Origin of the sequence: Sporomusa sp. GT1 (assembly GCF_014634905.1) — a bacterium.
Lineage (GTDB): Bacteria > Bacillota > Negativicutes > Sporomusales > Sporomusaceae > Sporomusa > Sporomusa sphaeroides.
The window spans coordinates 240,576-255,215 of the sequence record NZ_BMBX01000001.1; the positions used below are offsets into that span (position 1 = coordinate 240,576).

Below are 14,640 nucleotides of genomic sequence, written 5' to 3' on the forward strand. Positions count from 1 at the left end.
CTCCCCCTATTGATATTTGGCATTTAGCATTACATCTGTCATACGGGCCATGCGGGCTATAGCTTTTACATCATGCACCCGGACAATATGTGCCGCACCCTTGATAATTCCCAATACGACACTGGCCCCTGTTCCCTCTACCCGGTCATCAGGCAATGCATCCAAAATTTCACCGATAAACTTTTTGCGTGAAGTGCCGAGCAATACCGGGCAGCCCAGTGAATTCAATTCTTCCAGCCGTGCCAGTACGGCCAGGTTTTCCGGCAGCCCTTTGCCAAAGCCAATGCCTGGATCAATAATAAAATTCTTGGCGTCAATACCGGCCGCCATACCAATTTCGATACTCTTACGCAAGAATTCCAGGAGATGTGACATAATGTCCCGCTCGTAATAGGTGCCCTCCTGATTATGCATAACTACCACCGGCACATTATATTCGGCAACTACTTTAGCCATTTCCGGATCAAACTGCAGTCCCCAGATATCATTAATGATGTGTGCCCCGGCTTTAAGTGCCTCCCTGGCAACACTGCCTTTATAAGTATCGACAGAAACAGGCACACTAAAATTGGCTAATATTTTCTCCAGCACAGGCATTAACCTGTCTAACTCCTCTTCGGCGGAAATCTTCTGCGAGCCGTATGGCCTGGTAGACTCGGCGCCGATGTCAATAATATCGGCACCGTCTTTAAGCATTTGTTCGGCATGCCGCATGGCCGAGTCAAGAGTATTAAACTTGCCGCCATCTGAAAATGAATCAGGCGTAAAGTTCAAAATCCCCATTACCAGCGTTTTCCCCGGAGTAATTGCCAGGCTATGCTGTCCCAACTGATAGGCGCGATGCGGAAAATTTTCACCGGCGGCGATGATAGCCTCTAACTCTTTAGCTAATTGCCCCAGTCCCCATGGCTGACCCTTAAGCTGGGGAATGGCTTGCTTAAAGTGTTTTAAGCTGCCGCTTAACAATACATCTGTATACTCATCGCTAAAATCGGCTGCGCCTCTGGTAACCGCTGCCTCGCCGCCTTTAGAAAGAAAAGTCTGTTTTAAAATGAGCGAAGCTTTACTTAATACATGCTCGACTTTTACTGTCTTGTGCACAATTTTATTGGACATAATAGCCATACCGCCAGGATCACAATTGACTTTTGCCAGCTCCTTCCGGGCCTGTTCCTGGTTTTTTATTTCAATTATTCGCATATTGTATCGCATTAACGCTCCTCCCCTATTGCGGCAAAATGTAATTTTATTGTATCATAAAATTATGTAGAATAAATATTATTATGCAAATTTTAGAAATTTGTTATTCAATTTGCAATATCTAGGAGGCCTCTAATGAAACAACGCTTATCGCCTGATCTTTTCAATCTTCCTGTTGAGCAAATAAAAAGCGGTTTTTTTAGTGACAATTATTTCGTGCGTACCCAGGAAATCCTCATCAAAGACAATCACCGGCCTAAGGTAGTCATGCAGGTTTTTCAACGTCAGCATGCTGTTGTTTGCGGTGTAGATGAAGCCATTGCTATAATTAAAAAGTGCGCACATAATCCCGAAAGTCTGACAATTCATGCCCTGCATGACGGGGATTCGGTTGAACCATGGGAAACGGTTATGACAATTGAAGGAGACTTAGCTGACTTTTCTCATTTGGAAACCGTTTATTTAGGTGCACTATCCCGTCAAACTAAAATTGCGACCAATGTACGCAAAGTAGTTGCAGCCGTCAATGGCAAGCCGGTGTTGTTCTTCCCGTCACGCTTTGATCATTATGCAGTGCAAACCTCTGATGGTTATGCGGCCCATATTGGCGGCGTTCACGGAGTATCCACTCCGGCCAATGGTGCTCTTTGGGGCGCCGAAGCACTGGGCACCATTCCTCATGCCCTAATTGCCACATATGGCGGCGATACCGTCAAAGCCACCAAAGCCTTTGACCAGCATGTTGATCCGCGGATAAACCGGGTAGCGCTTGTTGATTTTTCTAACGACTGTGTTGCTACATCCCTGGCAGTGGCCAGAGAATTAGGCGATGCGTTATGGGCAGTCCGCCTCGATACTGCCGATAATCTTGTCGACGTATCTGTCATCCCCCAGATGAGTACTTTTAAACCTACCGGTGTCTGCGCGCAATTGGTGCTGAATGTCCGCCAGGCATTGGATGCAGAAGGCTTTAACCATGTAAAAATCATGGTTTCCGGCGGCTTCAATGCTGAACGCATCCGCCAGTTTGAAACCGCCGGCGTACCTGTAGACATTTATGCGGTAGGCAGCAGTTTGTTTAATGACAATATCAACTTTACCGCCGATATTGTTATGGTCGATGACAAGCCTTGTTCCAAAGTGGGCCGCAGCTACCGGCCAAACCCCCGCCTGACATTGGTGGAATAGTAAAAAAAGGGTTGTGGATAACTTGAATTCAAGTTGCCACAACCCTTTTTTTGTCCGCCGCTTAACCACACTACCCCTCCGTTTGCCGCATAGGGGAGTATTACGGAGGTAGTCGACTTTTCAGGCATTCACTTTTTATGATTTACAGTGGAAGCCATCCCGGCAAGCTGTTCCGACATTGCCATCAGCATTTGGCTGTGGGCTGTCAGGTTCTGAATGGTTTTTGCCTGATGTTCGGTAACAGAATCAACCTGCTCAATCTCGCCGGTAATTTTTTCAATAGACTGTTTGATGTTATCCAGAATACTGGTAATTTGCGTGGCTGAACCGGCACTATTGGCAGCCAGTTTGCGCACTTCCTCCGCTACCACGCCAAAACCTTTTCCCATTTCGCCAACTCTGGCAGCTTCAATAGCAGCATTGAGTCCCAGAAGATTGGTCTGACTGGCTACGTTTTTAATAAACCCGACAACTGCATCAGTATCGGTTACTTGCTTGTTGGCGGCAACTGAAAGGTCTTTTAGAAACCGGCTGCTGGCAGCCAGTTCTTCTGCCTGAGCCAAAACGGCTTGAATGGCCGAAGACATCTCAACCGCAGAATCAGAAAGTTGCTTTGCGGCAGTTTCCAGCATGGTTTGACGCTCCAGTGATTCATGGATAGCTACAGCGCCAATGACTTCCCCCTGCTCATTCATAACCGGCAGACTGACGGCAACATAGGGAATACCATAGACTTCACTGCCAACTGCCGTAACGACCCGCTGCCGCCGCTGTATGGCTTGTTGAGCAGCAGAGCCTGGCTTGAGCGGTTCCCCGACAACCACTTGCCCTTCCAGCTCAGGAATCGAATAAGATACCAGCCATTTGTTCCGGTCACTCACCACCATGCCGACTTTGCCATTGACTAGCTGAGGAATGTATTTTGCCACCCGGGTAAAGCACTCCAACAGTGAAACTTCTGCCATCATAACCCCTTCCTTTTCTCACTGAATGCTGTGGAATATTATATTCCTGCTACCATCTGCGGCTTGACCCGCCGCCGCCGCCCGAACCCCCGCCAAAGCCACCGCCGCCGCCGCCACCGCCACCACCGCGGGATCGCAGCAGGGAGAGAATAAGGTAGGTAATGCTGCCCCCAAAAAATACCCAGTCAACAATAAATAGGCCTAGCATTCCGGCAGCAATTGCCAGTTGAGCCCACCAAGGCAAGGTATCCCACCAGGATTGCTCTTGCACAGACTGTGTTTTTACGGCTTTTGCATCGGTACTGATGTCTGTCTTATACTCGGCGGCGGTAATACTTACCAAGGCCTGATAACCGTTCCAGATTCCCTGATTATAATCACCGGTACTAAAATAAGGTATCATGTAACTATCTTGTATCATACCGGTTTTAGCGTCATTGAGTGCCCCTTCCAGTCCGTAGCCTACCTCAATCCGCGACTGCCGGTCATTTACAGCCACCAGCATCAGGACACCGTTGTTTAGCGCTTTGTCCCCGATCCCCCAGTGCCTAAGTACGGCTAAGGCATACTCTTCCAAGGATGCCCCTTCCAGTGATTTTACCGTCAATACTACAATCTGCGCTTTGGTCTTAGCTGCCAGCTTAGTGCCCAAGCTGTTAATTTTACTCTTTGTTGCCGCATCCAGTACGCCGGCGTGGTCTTGAACATATATGCTCTGCGTTGGTGTCGGCGGAATTTTCGGCTGAGCCCAAACAGCAGATATCATCAATAAGGATAAGCATGCGATTAACGTCAGCCAAGCCAGCCTTTTATTCATAAGCCATCCCCCCGCCTGGCAATTTAAAAGTTAACCTGGGGAACTTGTTTAGCACTTTCTTCCGCTGTAAAGTATTCTTTAGGCCCAAAGCCCATCATTCCGGCAAATAAGCTTGTCGGCAGTGAACGTATTTTTACATTATAGACTTGCACCGCGTCATTATAGTCTTTACGCGCTACGGCAATGCGATTTTCTGTTCCGCTGAGTTCATCCATCAGCGCCCGGAAATTAGCATCAGCCTTAAGGTTGGGGTAATTTTCCGCCACCATCAGGAGTCTGCTGAGAGCAGAATTAAGTTCACCATCGGCTGCCGCTTTGCCCGCCGGCCCTTGGGCGCCGGCCAACTTGGCACGCGCATCGGCAACAGCCTGAATGGCTTGTTGTTCGTGCGCGGCGTAGCCTTTTACCGTATTAACCAGGTTAGGAATCAAGTCGCCCCGGCGTTGCAGCTGGTTTTCAATCTGACTCCACTTGCCGGTAACATTTTCATTCATGCCAACCAGGGTATTGTAGCTAAACATGGCGCTGACCAGGAGCGCCCCGACAATGGCGATAATAATCCATACCGACTTATTCATAAAAACCTCCTTTTAACTTTACAGTCTCCTGTTTATTATATCTATATACAACGCGTTAAATTTCTTGCAGGCAGATGGTGCGTTGGCAAAAGCGGAATGCGAGATATTTTGTTTAATTCAATTTATTTCCTGGAAATAAATTGAAAGTCACTGCGAAATTGAATGGCTTCCGCAATATGCTCTGCCGAAATCCGGGCTGACTGCTGTAAATCGGCAATGGTCTGAGCTACTTTTATGATCCGGTCATAGCCGCGAGCGCTGAGATTCATTCTGGCAAAAGCCTGCTTTAGCAGGTTTCTCGCATCCGGCATAAGCTGACATAAGGTTTTAATATGCTTGTGCTGCATTTGAGCATTTGCATAAAGTCCGATACTTTTGAGACGTTCCTCTTGAATCCATCTGGCGGCTTCTACCCGCTGCCGGATAGTAACCGATGACTCCTGCGGACTATCTTTGACCAGATCGTTATATTCCAGACGCGGCACATGGATTATTATGTCCAGCCGGTCAAGCAGCGGCCCTGAGATTCTCTTCTGATAACGGCGAATATCGGCCGGTGTACACGAACATTCCTGAACCGGATCCGAGCTAAAGCCGCAGGGACAGGGATTGAGTGCGGCAATAAGCATTATTTTTGCCGGATAGGATAATGTAGCATTAACCCGCGAAATGGTAACTTCCCCATCTTCAAGCGGTTGACGCAGGACTTCAAGCACCGTCCGCGGAAACTCAGGCAATTCATCCAGGAATAGGACGCCATTATGGCTCAGGGTGACTTCACCCGGCCTCGGTATACTGCCGCCGCCAATCATACCGGCGGTGGAAACAGTATGATGCGGACTGCGGAAAGGGCGCTCAGTAACCAGCCCCATATTGTTTTTCAGCATTCCGGCCACACTGTAAATTTTGGTAACTTCAAGCGCTTCCTGGGGGGTCATGGCAGGCAGTATTGAAGGAAGCCGTCTGGCCAGCATGGTTTTGCCCGAACCCGGCGGCCCCGACATTATAACATTATGAAAGCCGGCAGCGGCAATTTCAAGGGCCCGCTTGGCAACAACCTGGCCTTGTACATCAGCAAAATCAAGTGCCGAATCAACAGCCTGGCTTGCCGGCAGCCGGGAAATTGCCGGGAACAGTACCGTCTCACCAGCAAGATGTTTAACAACCCCGTCCAGCGTTTCCGGGGCATATACGGTTAAATCTCCGGCAAGCAATGCTTCCTGAGCGTTTTCCGGCGCGACAATCATTTCCTCGATAGTATTACTCCGGCAGTTAGCCGCCATCGATAATATCCCGGATATAGCCCGCAGCCTTCCGTCTAAAGACAGCTCTGCCGCAAATACCTGATTCCGGCAATTGGCAGGGTTAATCTGGCCACTTGCCGCCAATATGCCTACCGCAATGGGTAAGTCCAGTCCTGAGCTGTCCTTCTTGATATCGGCAGGTGCCAAATTAACAGTAATACGGCGGGACGGAAACTCAAAGCCGCTATTCTTGATGGCTGCCCGTACCCGTTCACGGGATTCACGTACAGCCGTATCAGGCAAACCTACAATATCAAGACCAGGAATGCCATTGGCAATATCCACTTCAACAGTTATCAGCACACCATGTAAGCCTAAGGTCGTAGAGCCGAAAGTTTGTGCAAACACTAGTACCTCATCTCCCTCAAAACCAAGGATATTTTGCGCTTTTCCCGCACTGCTTCGTTGTCGTCGCCTTACATATTCCCGATATGCGCGGCTCCTCCGCCTTGCATTGCGAAAAAATCTGCGCAACCTATTCCATCGGTTTTAAGAAAGATGAGGTACTAGTTACCCCCACAGTAAATTAACTGCCAAAAGCATTTATTATGTGATTGCAGCGAATAGAATCCTGAGATAAATACACTTCCAGAATATCGAAACGGCAAGCGGCATCTGCAAGACCGCGCTGGTTGAGAAAACACAGTGCCGTATTTATTATTTTTTGCTGTTTCCTCACATTAACGGCCTCAGCCGGAAACCCATAAGCAACTGAGCGTCTGGTCTTGACCTCGACAAAAACCAGGCACTCTTTATCTTTAGCAATAATATCGATTTCACCGGTTTTTGCCCGGTATTTGGTAGCAATAATTTTATACCCAAGCCTGCCCAGATAGCTTGCAGCAGACTGTTCACCTTTGTTGCCAACGTCAATATGGTTCATAACATCCTCCGCCGGCCTGTCACTTACGCTGCTTGCCTATTTGCTGGTCCAAACGGTAAATATATGCCAAAACTTCAGCAACAGCCTGATACAGTTCAGGCGGTATTTCCCTGTCCAGTTCAACAGCCATAAGCATGCCTGTAAGTGTTTTGTTCTGATATACCGGAATTCCATGTTCTTGGGCCGAGCTTAAAATCTTGCCGGCAACAAAGCCTGCACCTTTTGCGATTACTCGCGGTGCTTTATTTTCCAGTTCATCATATTGCAGTGCAACTGCCTGGGTTATTTTGTCACGCTCTTGCTCTGGCAAAATAGTATCTCCTCCGCGGCAAATATAATTACCCTACGCGATTAGCCGGTAGTCCAACAGCCCTAACCGGTGCAAAGCTTTGGCGATGATGCCTGCATGGCCCGTATTTTTCCAGCGCATCCATATGTTCTTGCGTACCATAGCCTTTATTGCGACTAAACCCATACATGGGGTATTGGCTATCAAGCTGATTCATGATGTGATCCCGCTCTACTTTAGCAATGATGGAAGCCGCCGCAATGGAAGCACTGACCTGATCGCCGCCAATAATTGACCGGGAGGGCATCGTAAGTGATAACGGTACGGCATCTATCAATACTGCCTGCGGTGATGGCAACATGTTTTCAATGACTTGGTACATGCCGCTCACGGTAGCTTGATAGATATTAAGTTCATCAATTGTTTCCACACTAATGATACAGCGGTTCACCGCGCTGGCAACCCGGTTAATATCCTCATATAGTTTTTCCCGCTGCGCAGCTGAAAGTTTTTTCGAATCATTTAACCCCGGCAGATAACAATCAGGCGGTAAAATCACACCGGCAATTACTACCGGCCCTGCTAAAGGCCCCCTGCCGGCTTCGTCAATACCGGCAACTAAACTATAGCCCGCACTTTGCAACTGCCGTTCATGTTTGTATAATGCGCTAATGCGCACTTTTTCCTGCAGTTCCCTTTGCCGCCGAGATTCCCATTTATCTGCAAGCCGCTGCACCGATACCCGGGCATCCTGTTTTAATGCATCTATTATATGTAGGGAAATATCTTCTTTTGCTAATAATGAAGTTATTTGTGCCACCGTCATCTGTGCCGTATCCAAAACCAGTCCCCCAAAACTTATTATATATTTTTACATATTCTTGATTCAACTTACAAATCCTGCCTGTTTAAGGCAAGAATAATAGAACGGCCAAAATTGTTCGGCCGTTCTTGTGTCTCCTGCCGCCAGGGGTGGCTCAACATAGGTTTAGTAATCAAGAGCATTATTACCACTAACAACTTGGAATATAGGTATTTTACAGCTGCGTTAAAATAATAGTCTCATCCTCCAATACGGCAATAGTGTGTTCATATTGAATGCAAATAGAATGGTCAACAGTCCGCGCCGTCCAGCCATCTTTATCGATTTGCGCCTGCCATCCGCCATTTGTAATCATCGGTTCAATGGCAATTACCATTCCCGGTTTAATTAACGGACCTCTGCCAGCCCGTCCATAATGAGGAATCTCCGGTTCTTCCCACAAATCCCGTCCGATGCCGTGACCACAAAATTCACGAACAACGCCATATTGATACCCTTCGGCATAAGTTTGAATAGCAGCGCCAATATCGCCGATCCGCTTCCCTGGCCTGGCCTGTTGAATGCCCAAATCCAGGCATTCTTTTGTGACCTTCATCAATTGATCTATTTCCGGCCTTACCTGCCCAACAGCATAAGACCAGCCTGAATCGCCATGATATCCATTTAACTTAACGCCGATATCAATCGTAATGACATCACCGGCTCTTAACTCCGTCTGATCCGGTATTCCATGACAAATAATATCATTGATTGATGTACAAATACACGCAGGAAATCCATGATGACCTTTGAAGCTAGGGGTTGCTCCCGTTTGTTGAATAAAATTTTCAGCAATTCGGTCCAATTCCTTAGTAGTAATTCCCGGTTGAATATGTTCTTTTAAAGCAGCATGACACTGAGCCACAATCCTACCGGCCTCTCTCATAATTTGAATCTCTCTGTCTGATTTGAATATAATCATTTAGATTCTCCTTTCGCACAGCATGCCTAAGGCAAACTGCCGATATTAAAGCATGTTTTCGCTATGTGGACTTTTATAGATTTCCCTGTTGTCTTATTATTTAATTGCTATTCCACCTGCTCCCGCCAAACCCTGCTAATACACAATGGCGCTCCCGCTTTACTTGAGAACAAGCAGTTCAGCATGCTGTATATTCCGCGTTAAAAAATCTGGCAGGCGCAGGCGGGTGGTGCATTGACAACGCTCCACCACTGGCGTTTGACTTTCGCTTTTGCCAATACACCATCGCCTGCAAAAATAGTTAGCACGTTATATATGCTTTTGCTTGCCAGCCGGAAACTGAACAGAGATATTAAACAATAGAACGGCCAACACAGTGTTTAGCCGTTCCTTCTAGCCTTAAAGGGTATATTGTCTTTCTGTTGTCAGTTGGGACTGTCAAGGGTAAACTGCCCCAGCTTACCGGAACGAAAATCGGTCAGAATAATTCTTCTGGCTTTTTCTTCATCTACCACGCCGCCGCTGCGTAAGCAGCCCCGCTTGGCTCCGATGAGCGCTAACAGCTCAGTGGCATCCTCAACCAGCAGTTCCTGCGTTAATTTATACCGCTCGCATAATCGGCTGCTATAGTTATCCCGCAATATTTCCAGAAGCCTGAGGATGACTTTTTCCATATCATATATGTCATCTTTAATCGCGCCGGTAGCAGCCAGTTTAAAAGCTACTTCCTGGTCATCCATCTTCGGCCATAATACGCCGGGAGTGTCTAACAATTCGAGGTTTTTGCCAACTTTTAGCCACTGTTGTCCCCGCGTTACACCAGGCCTGTCGCCGGTTTTGGCCGTTGCCGTACCTAACAGCCTGTTGATGAGCGAAGATTTGCCAACATTGGGGATACCGAGAATCATGGCTCTTACCGGCCGACCTTTTATCCCTTTAGCAGTCAGCTTAGCAATTTTTTCGCTAGCCTCTTGTTCCACTTTGTTGACCAGTTCTTTCATACCCTTGCCGCTGGCGGCATCGATACTTACGGTTGTTAAGCCCTGACTGCGGAAATGATTAATCCAGAGTGTTGTTTGCGCCGTTTCAGCCAAGTCGGCCTTATTAAGCGCCACTATCCTGGGTTTGTCGCCAACAATTTCGGCAATCATGGGATTAGCACTGCTTATGGGAATACGCGCATCCAGCAGTTCAATAACAACATCAATAAGACTGAGTTGTTTGGTAATCATTCGCTGGGCTTTGGCCATATGGCCGGGAAACCAATGAATGTGCATTACATCACACTCCTCACCTAAGAAACATAAATGATATTAAAGTAGCCTTGCCATTATTCTACCGTTTTAGAGCTGACAAGATACTAGGGCAAGGTTTTTATGTGATCAAGCGGCCAAAAAACAGTAATGGCTTTGCCTTTAATAAGCTCTAACGGCACAAAACCAACGTCTTTAAAGCGACTGTCTTCGGAATTGTTGCGATTATCGCCCATTACATAAATGTGCCCTTCCGGAACGGTAACTGCCGGATACGACCCCCGGGTACGCTCTAATATATATGGCTCGTTTAATAGTTGTCCATTAAGGAGAACTCTGCTGTCTTTAATCTCAACAGTATCCCCTGCCACGCCGATTACCCGCTTAATAAAGTCACGGCTCGGATCACGGGGATAGCGAAAAACTAATATTTCGCCCCGTTCGGGTGCCTTAAACCGATAAATAAATTTATTAACAACCAGTCGTTCGCCATTAACCAGGGTGGGCCGCATAGACGGTCCCTCGACCATGTATAATTCGACAATAAAATACCGGATAAAAAAAGCCAAAACGATAGCTATCAGAATCGATATAACCCAGTCTTTTATTTCTTCACCCAGATTGGTAGTACTCACAGTCTTACTCCTTCCGCAATAGGGGATACCTTACATTCAGGGGTGATATGAAGAAAAGGGACTGAAATCAGTCCCTGAGTACCTGTCGATTTAGCGTTTTTCTCTAATACGGGCGGCCTTACCAGTAAGGTTGCGCAGATAGTAAAGCTTGGCTCTGCGGACAATACCGCGGCGCATTACTTCGATTTTTTCAATACGCGGAGAATGTACCGGGAAAGTACGCTCTACACCTACATTATAAGATATGCGTCTTACAGTAAAAGTTTCCCGCACACCGCCCCCTTGGCGGTTGATTACTACACCTTCGAAAACCTGAATACGTTCACGGCTGCCCTCAACAACTTTTACGTGTACACGCACGGTGTCGCCTGCCTTGAAAGACGGGATGTCTTGCCGCAATTGTTCTTGTTCCAAAATTTGAATAATATTCATTTTATTTCCTCCTTATATCAGACGTTCATACCAGTGCGCAGAGGACCGTCCGTATTACACAAAATGTATTATAGCACATATTATCCGGCAACTCAACTAATCGATTGCAAAAGTTTGGATAATGTATCATATGAACCGTAATGCCTTTTGCGGACATCAAGAATGGCTGGTACAATAAAGCCAGGAGGTGTCCAACATGAAAGGTCAGCGATTTGATGCAGAGTTCAAAAAAGATATCGTGAAACTCTATCTAAGTGGAGCTCGAACCTGCCCCAGTTTGGCAGCGGAACTAGGAATTCACGAAACTACGATCTATAAATGGATTCAACAATATAAAAGTGATCCAGAACATGCTTTTCCCGGATCAGGGAATCTCAAGCCCGATGAGGATGAAATCCGTAAAGCGCAACGACGCATTAAGGAACTAGAGAATGAAGTCGCTATTTTAAAGCAAGCAGCGGTATACTTCGCCAAAAACAGCAAATAAGATATCAGTTTATCTACGATTACCGCTCCCAATATGCTGTTAGCGATTTATGCCGCATTTTAAAGGTAGCCAGAAGCGGATATTACGCCTGGGTGAAAGCCGGTTCCTGAAAACCCACGATCGGGATGCTGTAGTAGTGGCTCATATTCGTCAGATTGAACGAGAGCATGATCACAATTACGGCGTTCAAAAGGTCTATGAAGAATTAAACGACAAAGGGATTATCATCGGGCGCAGCAAAGTACAACGAATCATGCATGCTCACAGCATCAAAGCCCAGATCAAAAGCAAATACAAACCGCAAACAACCAAAGCTGACCCGAATGAACAAGCCTTTGACAACCTGTTAAATCAAAACTTTGAGGTGCAAGAAATAAACAGAGTGTGGCTGGCTGACATCACCTATATCCGGGTGGGCGGCCAGTGGTGTTATTTAGCTTGTGTCTTAGATTTAGCCAGACGCAAAATAGTTGGCTGGGCTCTGGGCAGTCGCCCTACAGCAGACCTTGCTTGTAGAGCGCTTAGGATGGCCATTGTAAAAGAAAAACCTGCTGAAGGTCTCATCCATCACTCCGACCGGGGAAGTCAATACACATCGAACAAGCATAAAGACTTGCTGAAAGAACATAACATCCTTGGCAGCATGAGCCGGAAAGGCAATCCCTATGATAACGCCCCGATGGAATCCTTCTTCCGGCTTTTAAAAGTGGAGCATGTTAAAAAACGGTCCTTTGCTACGCTAGGGCAGGCTGCGGCCAGTATCGAGGCCTGGATCAGCTATTACAATACACGTAGAAGACATAGTGCCTTGGGTGGCATTTCGCCGCTATGCTACGAGATCAGAAGAAACTCGCCATTTAATCTGTCCGCGTAGGCCAATATGGTTCAATAATACTCCACCTTCTAGAAGGTGGAGTTACCTCTTTCTAGATTCAGGTAGGTAGAGTCCCCCTCTGAATCCCCAATGTCCAGCTTTAGCTGGACAAGTTTACTCAGCCCACCAATGTTCGCCCAGCAACCGGTCAAGTATAATGGCAACTGCCGCACGCACAGGCAGATGGTTATAGGTTCCCGGTCCGTAAATCGGTTCTAATATATAATCAAACTGCTTCATTACTGAATTCTCCATACCCCAACCTGTTCCAAACAGCAGCAGGCAGGGTATGCCGGCTGCTATCTCCTGCCGCAGTCTCCTATAGGAGACTGTATTTTCATACTTACGGGCGTCGGTGGTAACAATTATAGGGCATACACCTTCCCTGGCCGCAACATACTCGACAGCTGCCGCAATATCGGGGATAACTTCCACTATGCTTAAGGCCTCTTTGCGGTCAGGATTATACTGCCCGCCGTAGCCCTCCTGCCAGTAGCCGATAATTTCTTCGGCCAATGCTTTCTGGCTGTCATGAGGATGAATGATAAAATACTTGATCAAATCATACGTCCTGGAGGTACGGGCAATATCATGGATATCAAAATTCGTAATGGCGGTGGTTACTATCTCATTATTTTTATTGTAAATAGGATGATGCACCAAGCCAATATATACAGGCAATGCCATAATCAGCCTCCAGCCTGCTCAGTCTTTATTTCTTCCAACAGCTTATGGTCAAGAGAACTTAGCTCCATCCCGGCCAGCAAATCCGGCCGGCGCAAAAGCGTTGCCCGCAGCGACTCTTTCCGCCGCCATCTTTCAATTTTGGCATGATCGCCTGAGAGCAGCACCTCCGGCACTTCCCAGCCATTGAACTGACGCGGGCGCGTATATTGCGGATATTCGAGCAAACCGTTATAAAAGGAATCCTGCTGCGCGCCATCATCGGCGCCAAGCACTCCCGGAAGCATCCGCGCAACCGCATCGGTAATGACCATTGCAGGCAATTCCCCGCCTGTCAGCACATAATCACCGATGGAAACAGCCTCGTCAACCACATGCTGGCGTATCCGGTCATCAATACCTTCATAGTGGCCACAGACAAGGATTAACTGCTCATAGCCGGCCAGTTCCCTGGCTTTAGCCTGATCAAAAACTTGTCCGCCCGGACACATCAGTACAATCCGCCGGCGCGTAAGCTTAGCTGTACATACTACGTTTTCCACTGCACGGAATATCGGTTCCGGTTTCATAACCATACCCGAACCACCGCCAAAAGGATAGTCGTCGGCAATATGATGCTTATCATAAGTAAAATCCCGGGGATTGGTTACATGAACAGCGATATGTCCGCTATCCTGCGCCCGTTTGAGGATGCTGTGCCCTAGTGGACCGGCAAACATATCGGGAAATAACGAAATAATATCAATACGCATAAAACCTCTGTTAGTCCATTTCTTCCTGAAGTTTGACTACCATCTGTTTTCCGGCAATGTCAATTTTCTTAACAACTTCTTTAATGGCCGGGAGCAGCAGTTCTTTGTTGTCTTGCTGTTTTACAACATACACATCGTTACTACCCGGCTGCAGGACATCGGTTATACTGCCAAGCTGTTCACCGTCTTCGGTAACGACAGTAAGGCCTATTATATCAAAAATATAATATTGTCCTTCCGGCAGTTTGACTGCATCCTGCCGGCCGATTTTAATTAGTTTGCCTCGCAGGCGTTCACTGTCATTCATAGAATCAAATCCGGAAAATTTGAGCAGGATCATCTTTTTATGCTGCCTGGCTGACTCCAGCTTCAGCTGGCCAACATCATCGACAAATACGGTTGTAAGATCATGGAATCGGTCAGGAAAATCAGTTAGCGGCAATATACGAACGTCACCCCGCACACCGTGCGGGGCAACAATTTTACCGATAGTAATCAGATCGGGGCCAGACATA

The 14,640-nt window shown here is 47.2% G+C and carries 18 protein-coding genes; 3 read left to right on the forward strand and 15 right to left on the reverse strand.

Annotated features, from left to right (window positions below):
* Positions 1–6: 6 nt before the first annotated feature.
* On the reverse strand, positions 7–1,212 hold the full coding sequence (gene folP / locus GT1_RS01255; protein WP_188396799.1) for a dihydropteroate synthase: 1,206 nt from the start codon (positions 1,210–1,212) through the stop codon (positions 7–9).
* 123 nt (positions 1,213–1,335) lie between these two features.
* Between folP and GT1_RS01260 the strand changes: the two genes are divergently transcribed.
* Positions 1,336–2,388, forward strand: a complete 1,053-nt coding sequence (locus GT1_RS01260; protein ID WP_188396801.1) for a nicotinate phosphoribosyltransferase — start codon at positions 1,336–1,338, stop codon at positions 2,386–2,388.
* A 128-nt stretch (positions 2,389–2,516) separates the two neighbouring features.
* Here GT1_RS01260 and GT1_RS22620 read toward each other — a convergent pair whose 3' ends face one another.
* The 11 genes from GT1_RS22620 to rplS form a co-directional block, all read right to left on the reverse strand.
* A complete protein-coding gene (locus GT1_RS22620) occupies positions 2,517–3,356 on the reverse strand; it encodes a methyl-accepting chemotaxis protein (RefSeq protein WP_304626244.1) in 840 nt (279 codons plus the stop codon).
* A 46-nt stretch (positions 3,357–3,402) separates the two neighbouring features.
* Positions 3,403–4,170, reverse strand: a complete 768-nt coding sequence (locus GT1_RS01270; RefSeq protein WP_188396803.1) for a YgcG family protein — start codon at positions 4,168–4,170, stop codon at positions 3,403–3,405.
* 23 nt (positions 4,171–4,193) lie between these two features.
* Positions 4,194–4,748, reverse strand: coding sequence for a LemA family protein (locus GT1_RS01275; RefSeq protein ID WP_188396805.1), 555 nt, complete (start codon positions 4,746–4,748; stop codon positions 4,194–4,196).
* Between the two features lie 122 nt (positions 4,749–4,870).
* Positions 4,871–6,400: a YifB family Mg chelatase-like AAA ATPase gene (locus tag GT1_RS01280; RefSeq protein WP_075755010.1), complete on the reverse strand. Its 1,530-nt coding sequence runs from the start codon at positions 6,398–6,400 to the stop codon at positions 4,871–4,873.
* A 178-nt stretch (positions 6,401–6,578) separates the two neighbouring features.
* Entirely contained in the window at positions 6,579–6,935 is a 357-nt protein-coding gene (locus tag GT1_RS01285) for a YraN family protein (RefSeq protein WP_188396807.1), read from the reverse strand.
* A 19-nt stretch (positions 6,936–6,954) separates the two neighbouring features.
* Positions 6,955–7,245, reverse strand: a complete 291-nt coding sequence (locus tag GT1_RS01290) for an EscU/YscU/HrcU family type III secretion system export apparatus switch protein (RefSeq protein ID WP_075755007.1) — start codon at positions 7,243–7,245, stop codon at positions 6,955–6,957.
* 28 nt (positions 7,246–7,273) lie between these two features.
* On the reverse strand, positions 7,274–8,065 hold the full coding sequence (locus tag GT1_RS01295) for a ribonuclease HII (RefSeq protein ID WP_188396809.1): 792 nt from the start codon (positions 8,063–8,065) through the stop codon (positions 7,274–7,276).
* Positions 8,066–8,261: 196 nt separating this feature from the next.
* Positions 8,262–9,008, reverse strand: coding sequence for a type I methionyl aminopeptidase (map, locus tag GT1_RS01300; protein WP_188396811.1), 747 nt, complete (start codon positions 9,006–9,008; stop codon positions 8,262–8,264).
* A 425-nt stretch (positions 9,009–9,433) separates the two neighbouring features.
* A complete protein-coding gene (ylqF, locus tag GT1_RS01305) occupies positions 9,434–10,285 on the reverse strand; it encodes a ribosome biogenesis GTPase YlqF (protein ID WP_188396813.1) in 852 nt (283 codons plus the stop codon).
* Between the two features lie 83 nt (positions 10,286–10,368).
* A complete protein-coding gene (lepB, locus tag GT1_RS01310) occupies positions 10,369–10,896 on the reverse strand; it encodes a signal peptidase I (RefSeq protein ID WP_075755001.1) in 528 nt (175 codons plus the stop codon).
* A gap of 90 nt (positions 10,897–10,986) precedes the next feature.
* Positions 10,987–11,328 (reverse strand): 50S ribosomal protein L19, encoded by a 342-nt coding sequence (gene rplS, locus GT1_RS01315; protein ID WP_075754999.1) that lies wholly within the window; start codon positions 11,326–11,328, stop codon positions 10,987–10,989.
* Between the two features lie 196 nt (positions 11,329–11,524).
* On the opposite strand from rplS, the gene GT1_RS01320 reads away from it, so the two are divergent.
* Positions 11,525–11,815: a transposase gene (locus GT1_RS01320; RefSeq protein ID WP_188396815.1), complete on the forward strand. Its 291-nt coding sequence runs from the start codon at positions 11,525–11,527 to the stop codon at positions 11,813–11,815.
* A 49-nt stretch (positions 11,816–11,864) separates the two neighbouring features.
* The gene (locus GT1_RS01325) at positions 11,865–12,689 is read left to right on the forward strand and encodes an IS3 family transposase (protein ID WP_188396817.1); all 825 of its coding nucleotides are present in this window, start codon (positions 11,865–11,867) and stop codon (positions 12,687–12,689) included.
* A gap of 114 nt (positions 12,690–12,803) precedes the next feature.
* On the opposite strand, the gene GT1_RS01330 is transcribed toward GT1_RS01325, so the two are convergent.
* From GT1_RS01330 to rimM, 3 genes are read right to left on the reverse strand one after another with little or no spacing between them, the layout of a single operon-like run.
* Positions 12,804–13,376: an RNA methyltransferase gene (locus GT1_RS01330; RefSeq protein WP_188396819.1), complete on the reverse strand. Its 573-nt coding sequence runs from the start codon at positions 13,374–13,376 to the stop codon at positions 12,804–12,806.
* Between the two features lie 2 nt (positions 13,377–13,378).
* Positions 13,379–14,125 (reverse strand): tRNA (guanosine(37)-N1)-methyltransferase TrmD, encoded by a 747-nt coding sequence (gene trmD, locus GT1_RS01335; RefSeq protein WP_188396821.1) that lies wholly within the window; start codon positions 14,123–14,125, stop codon positions 13,379–13,381.
* Between the two features lie 10 nt (positions 14,126–14,135).
* Positions 14,136–14,639: a ribosome maturation factor RimM gene (gene rimM / locus GT1_RS01340; RefSeq protein ID WP_223225988.1), complete on the reverse strand. Its 504-nt coding sequence runs from the start codon at positions 14,637–14,639 to the stop codon at positions 14,136–14,138.
* Position 14,640 lies beyond the last annotated feature (1 nt).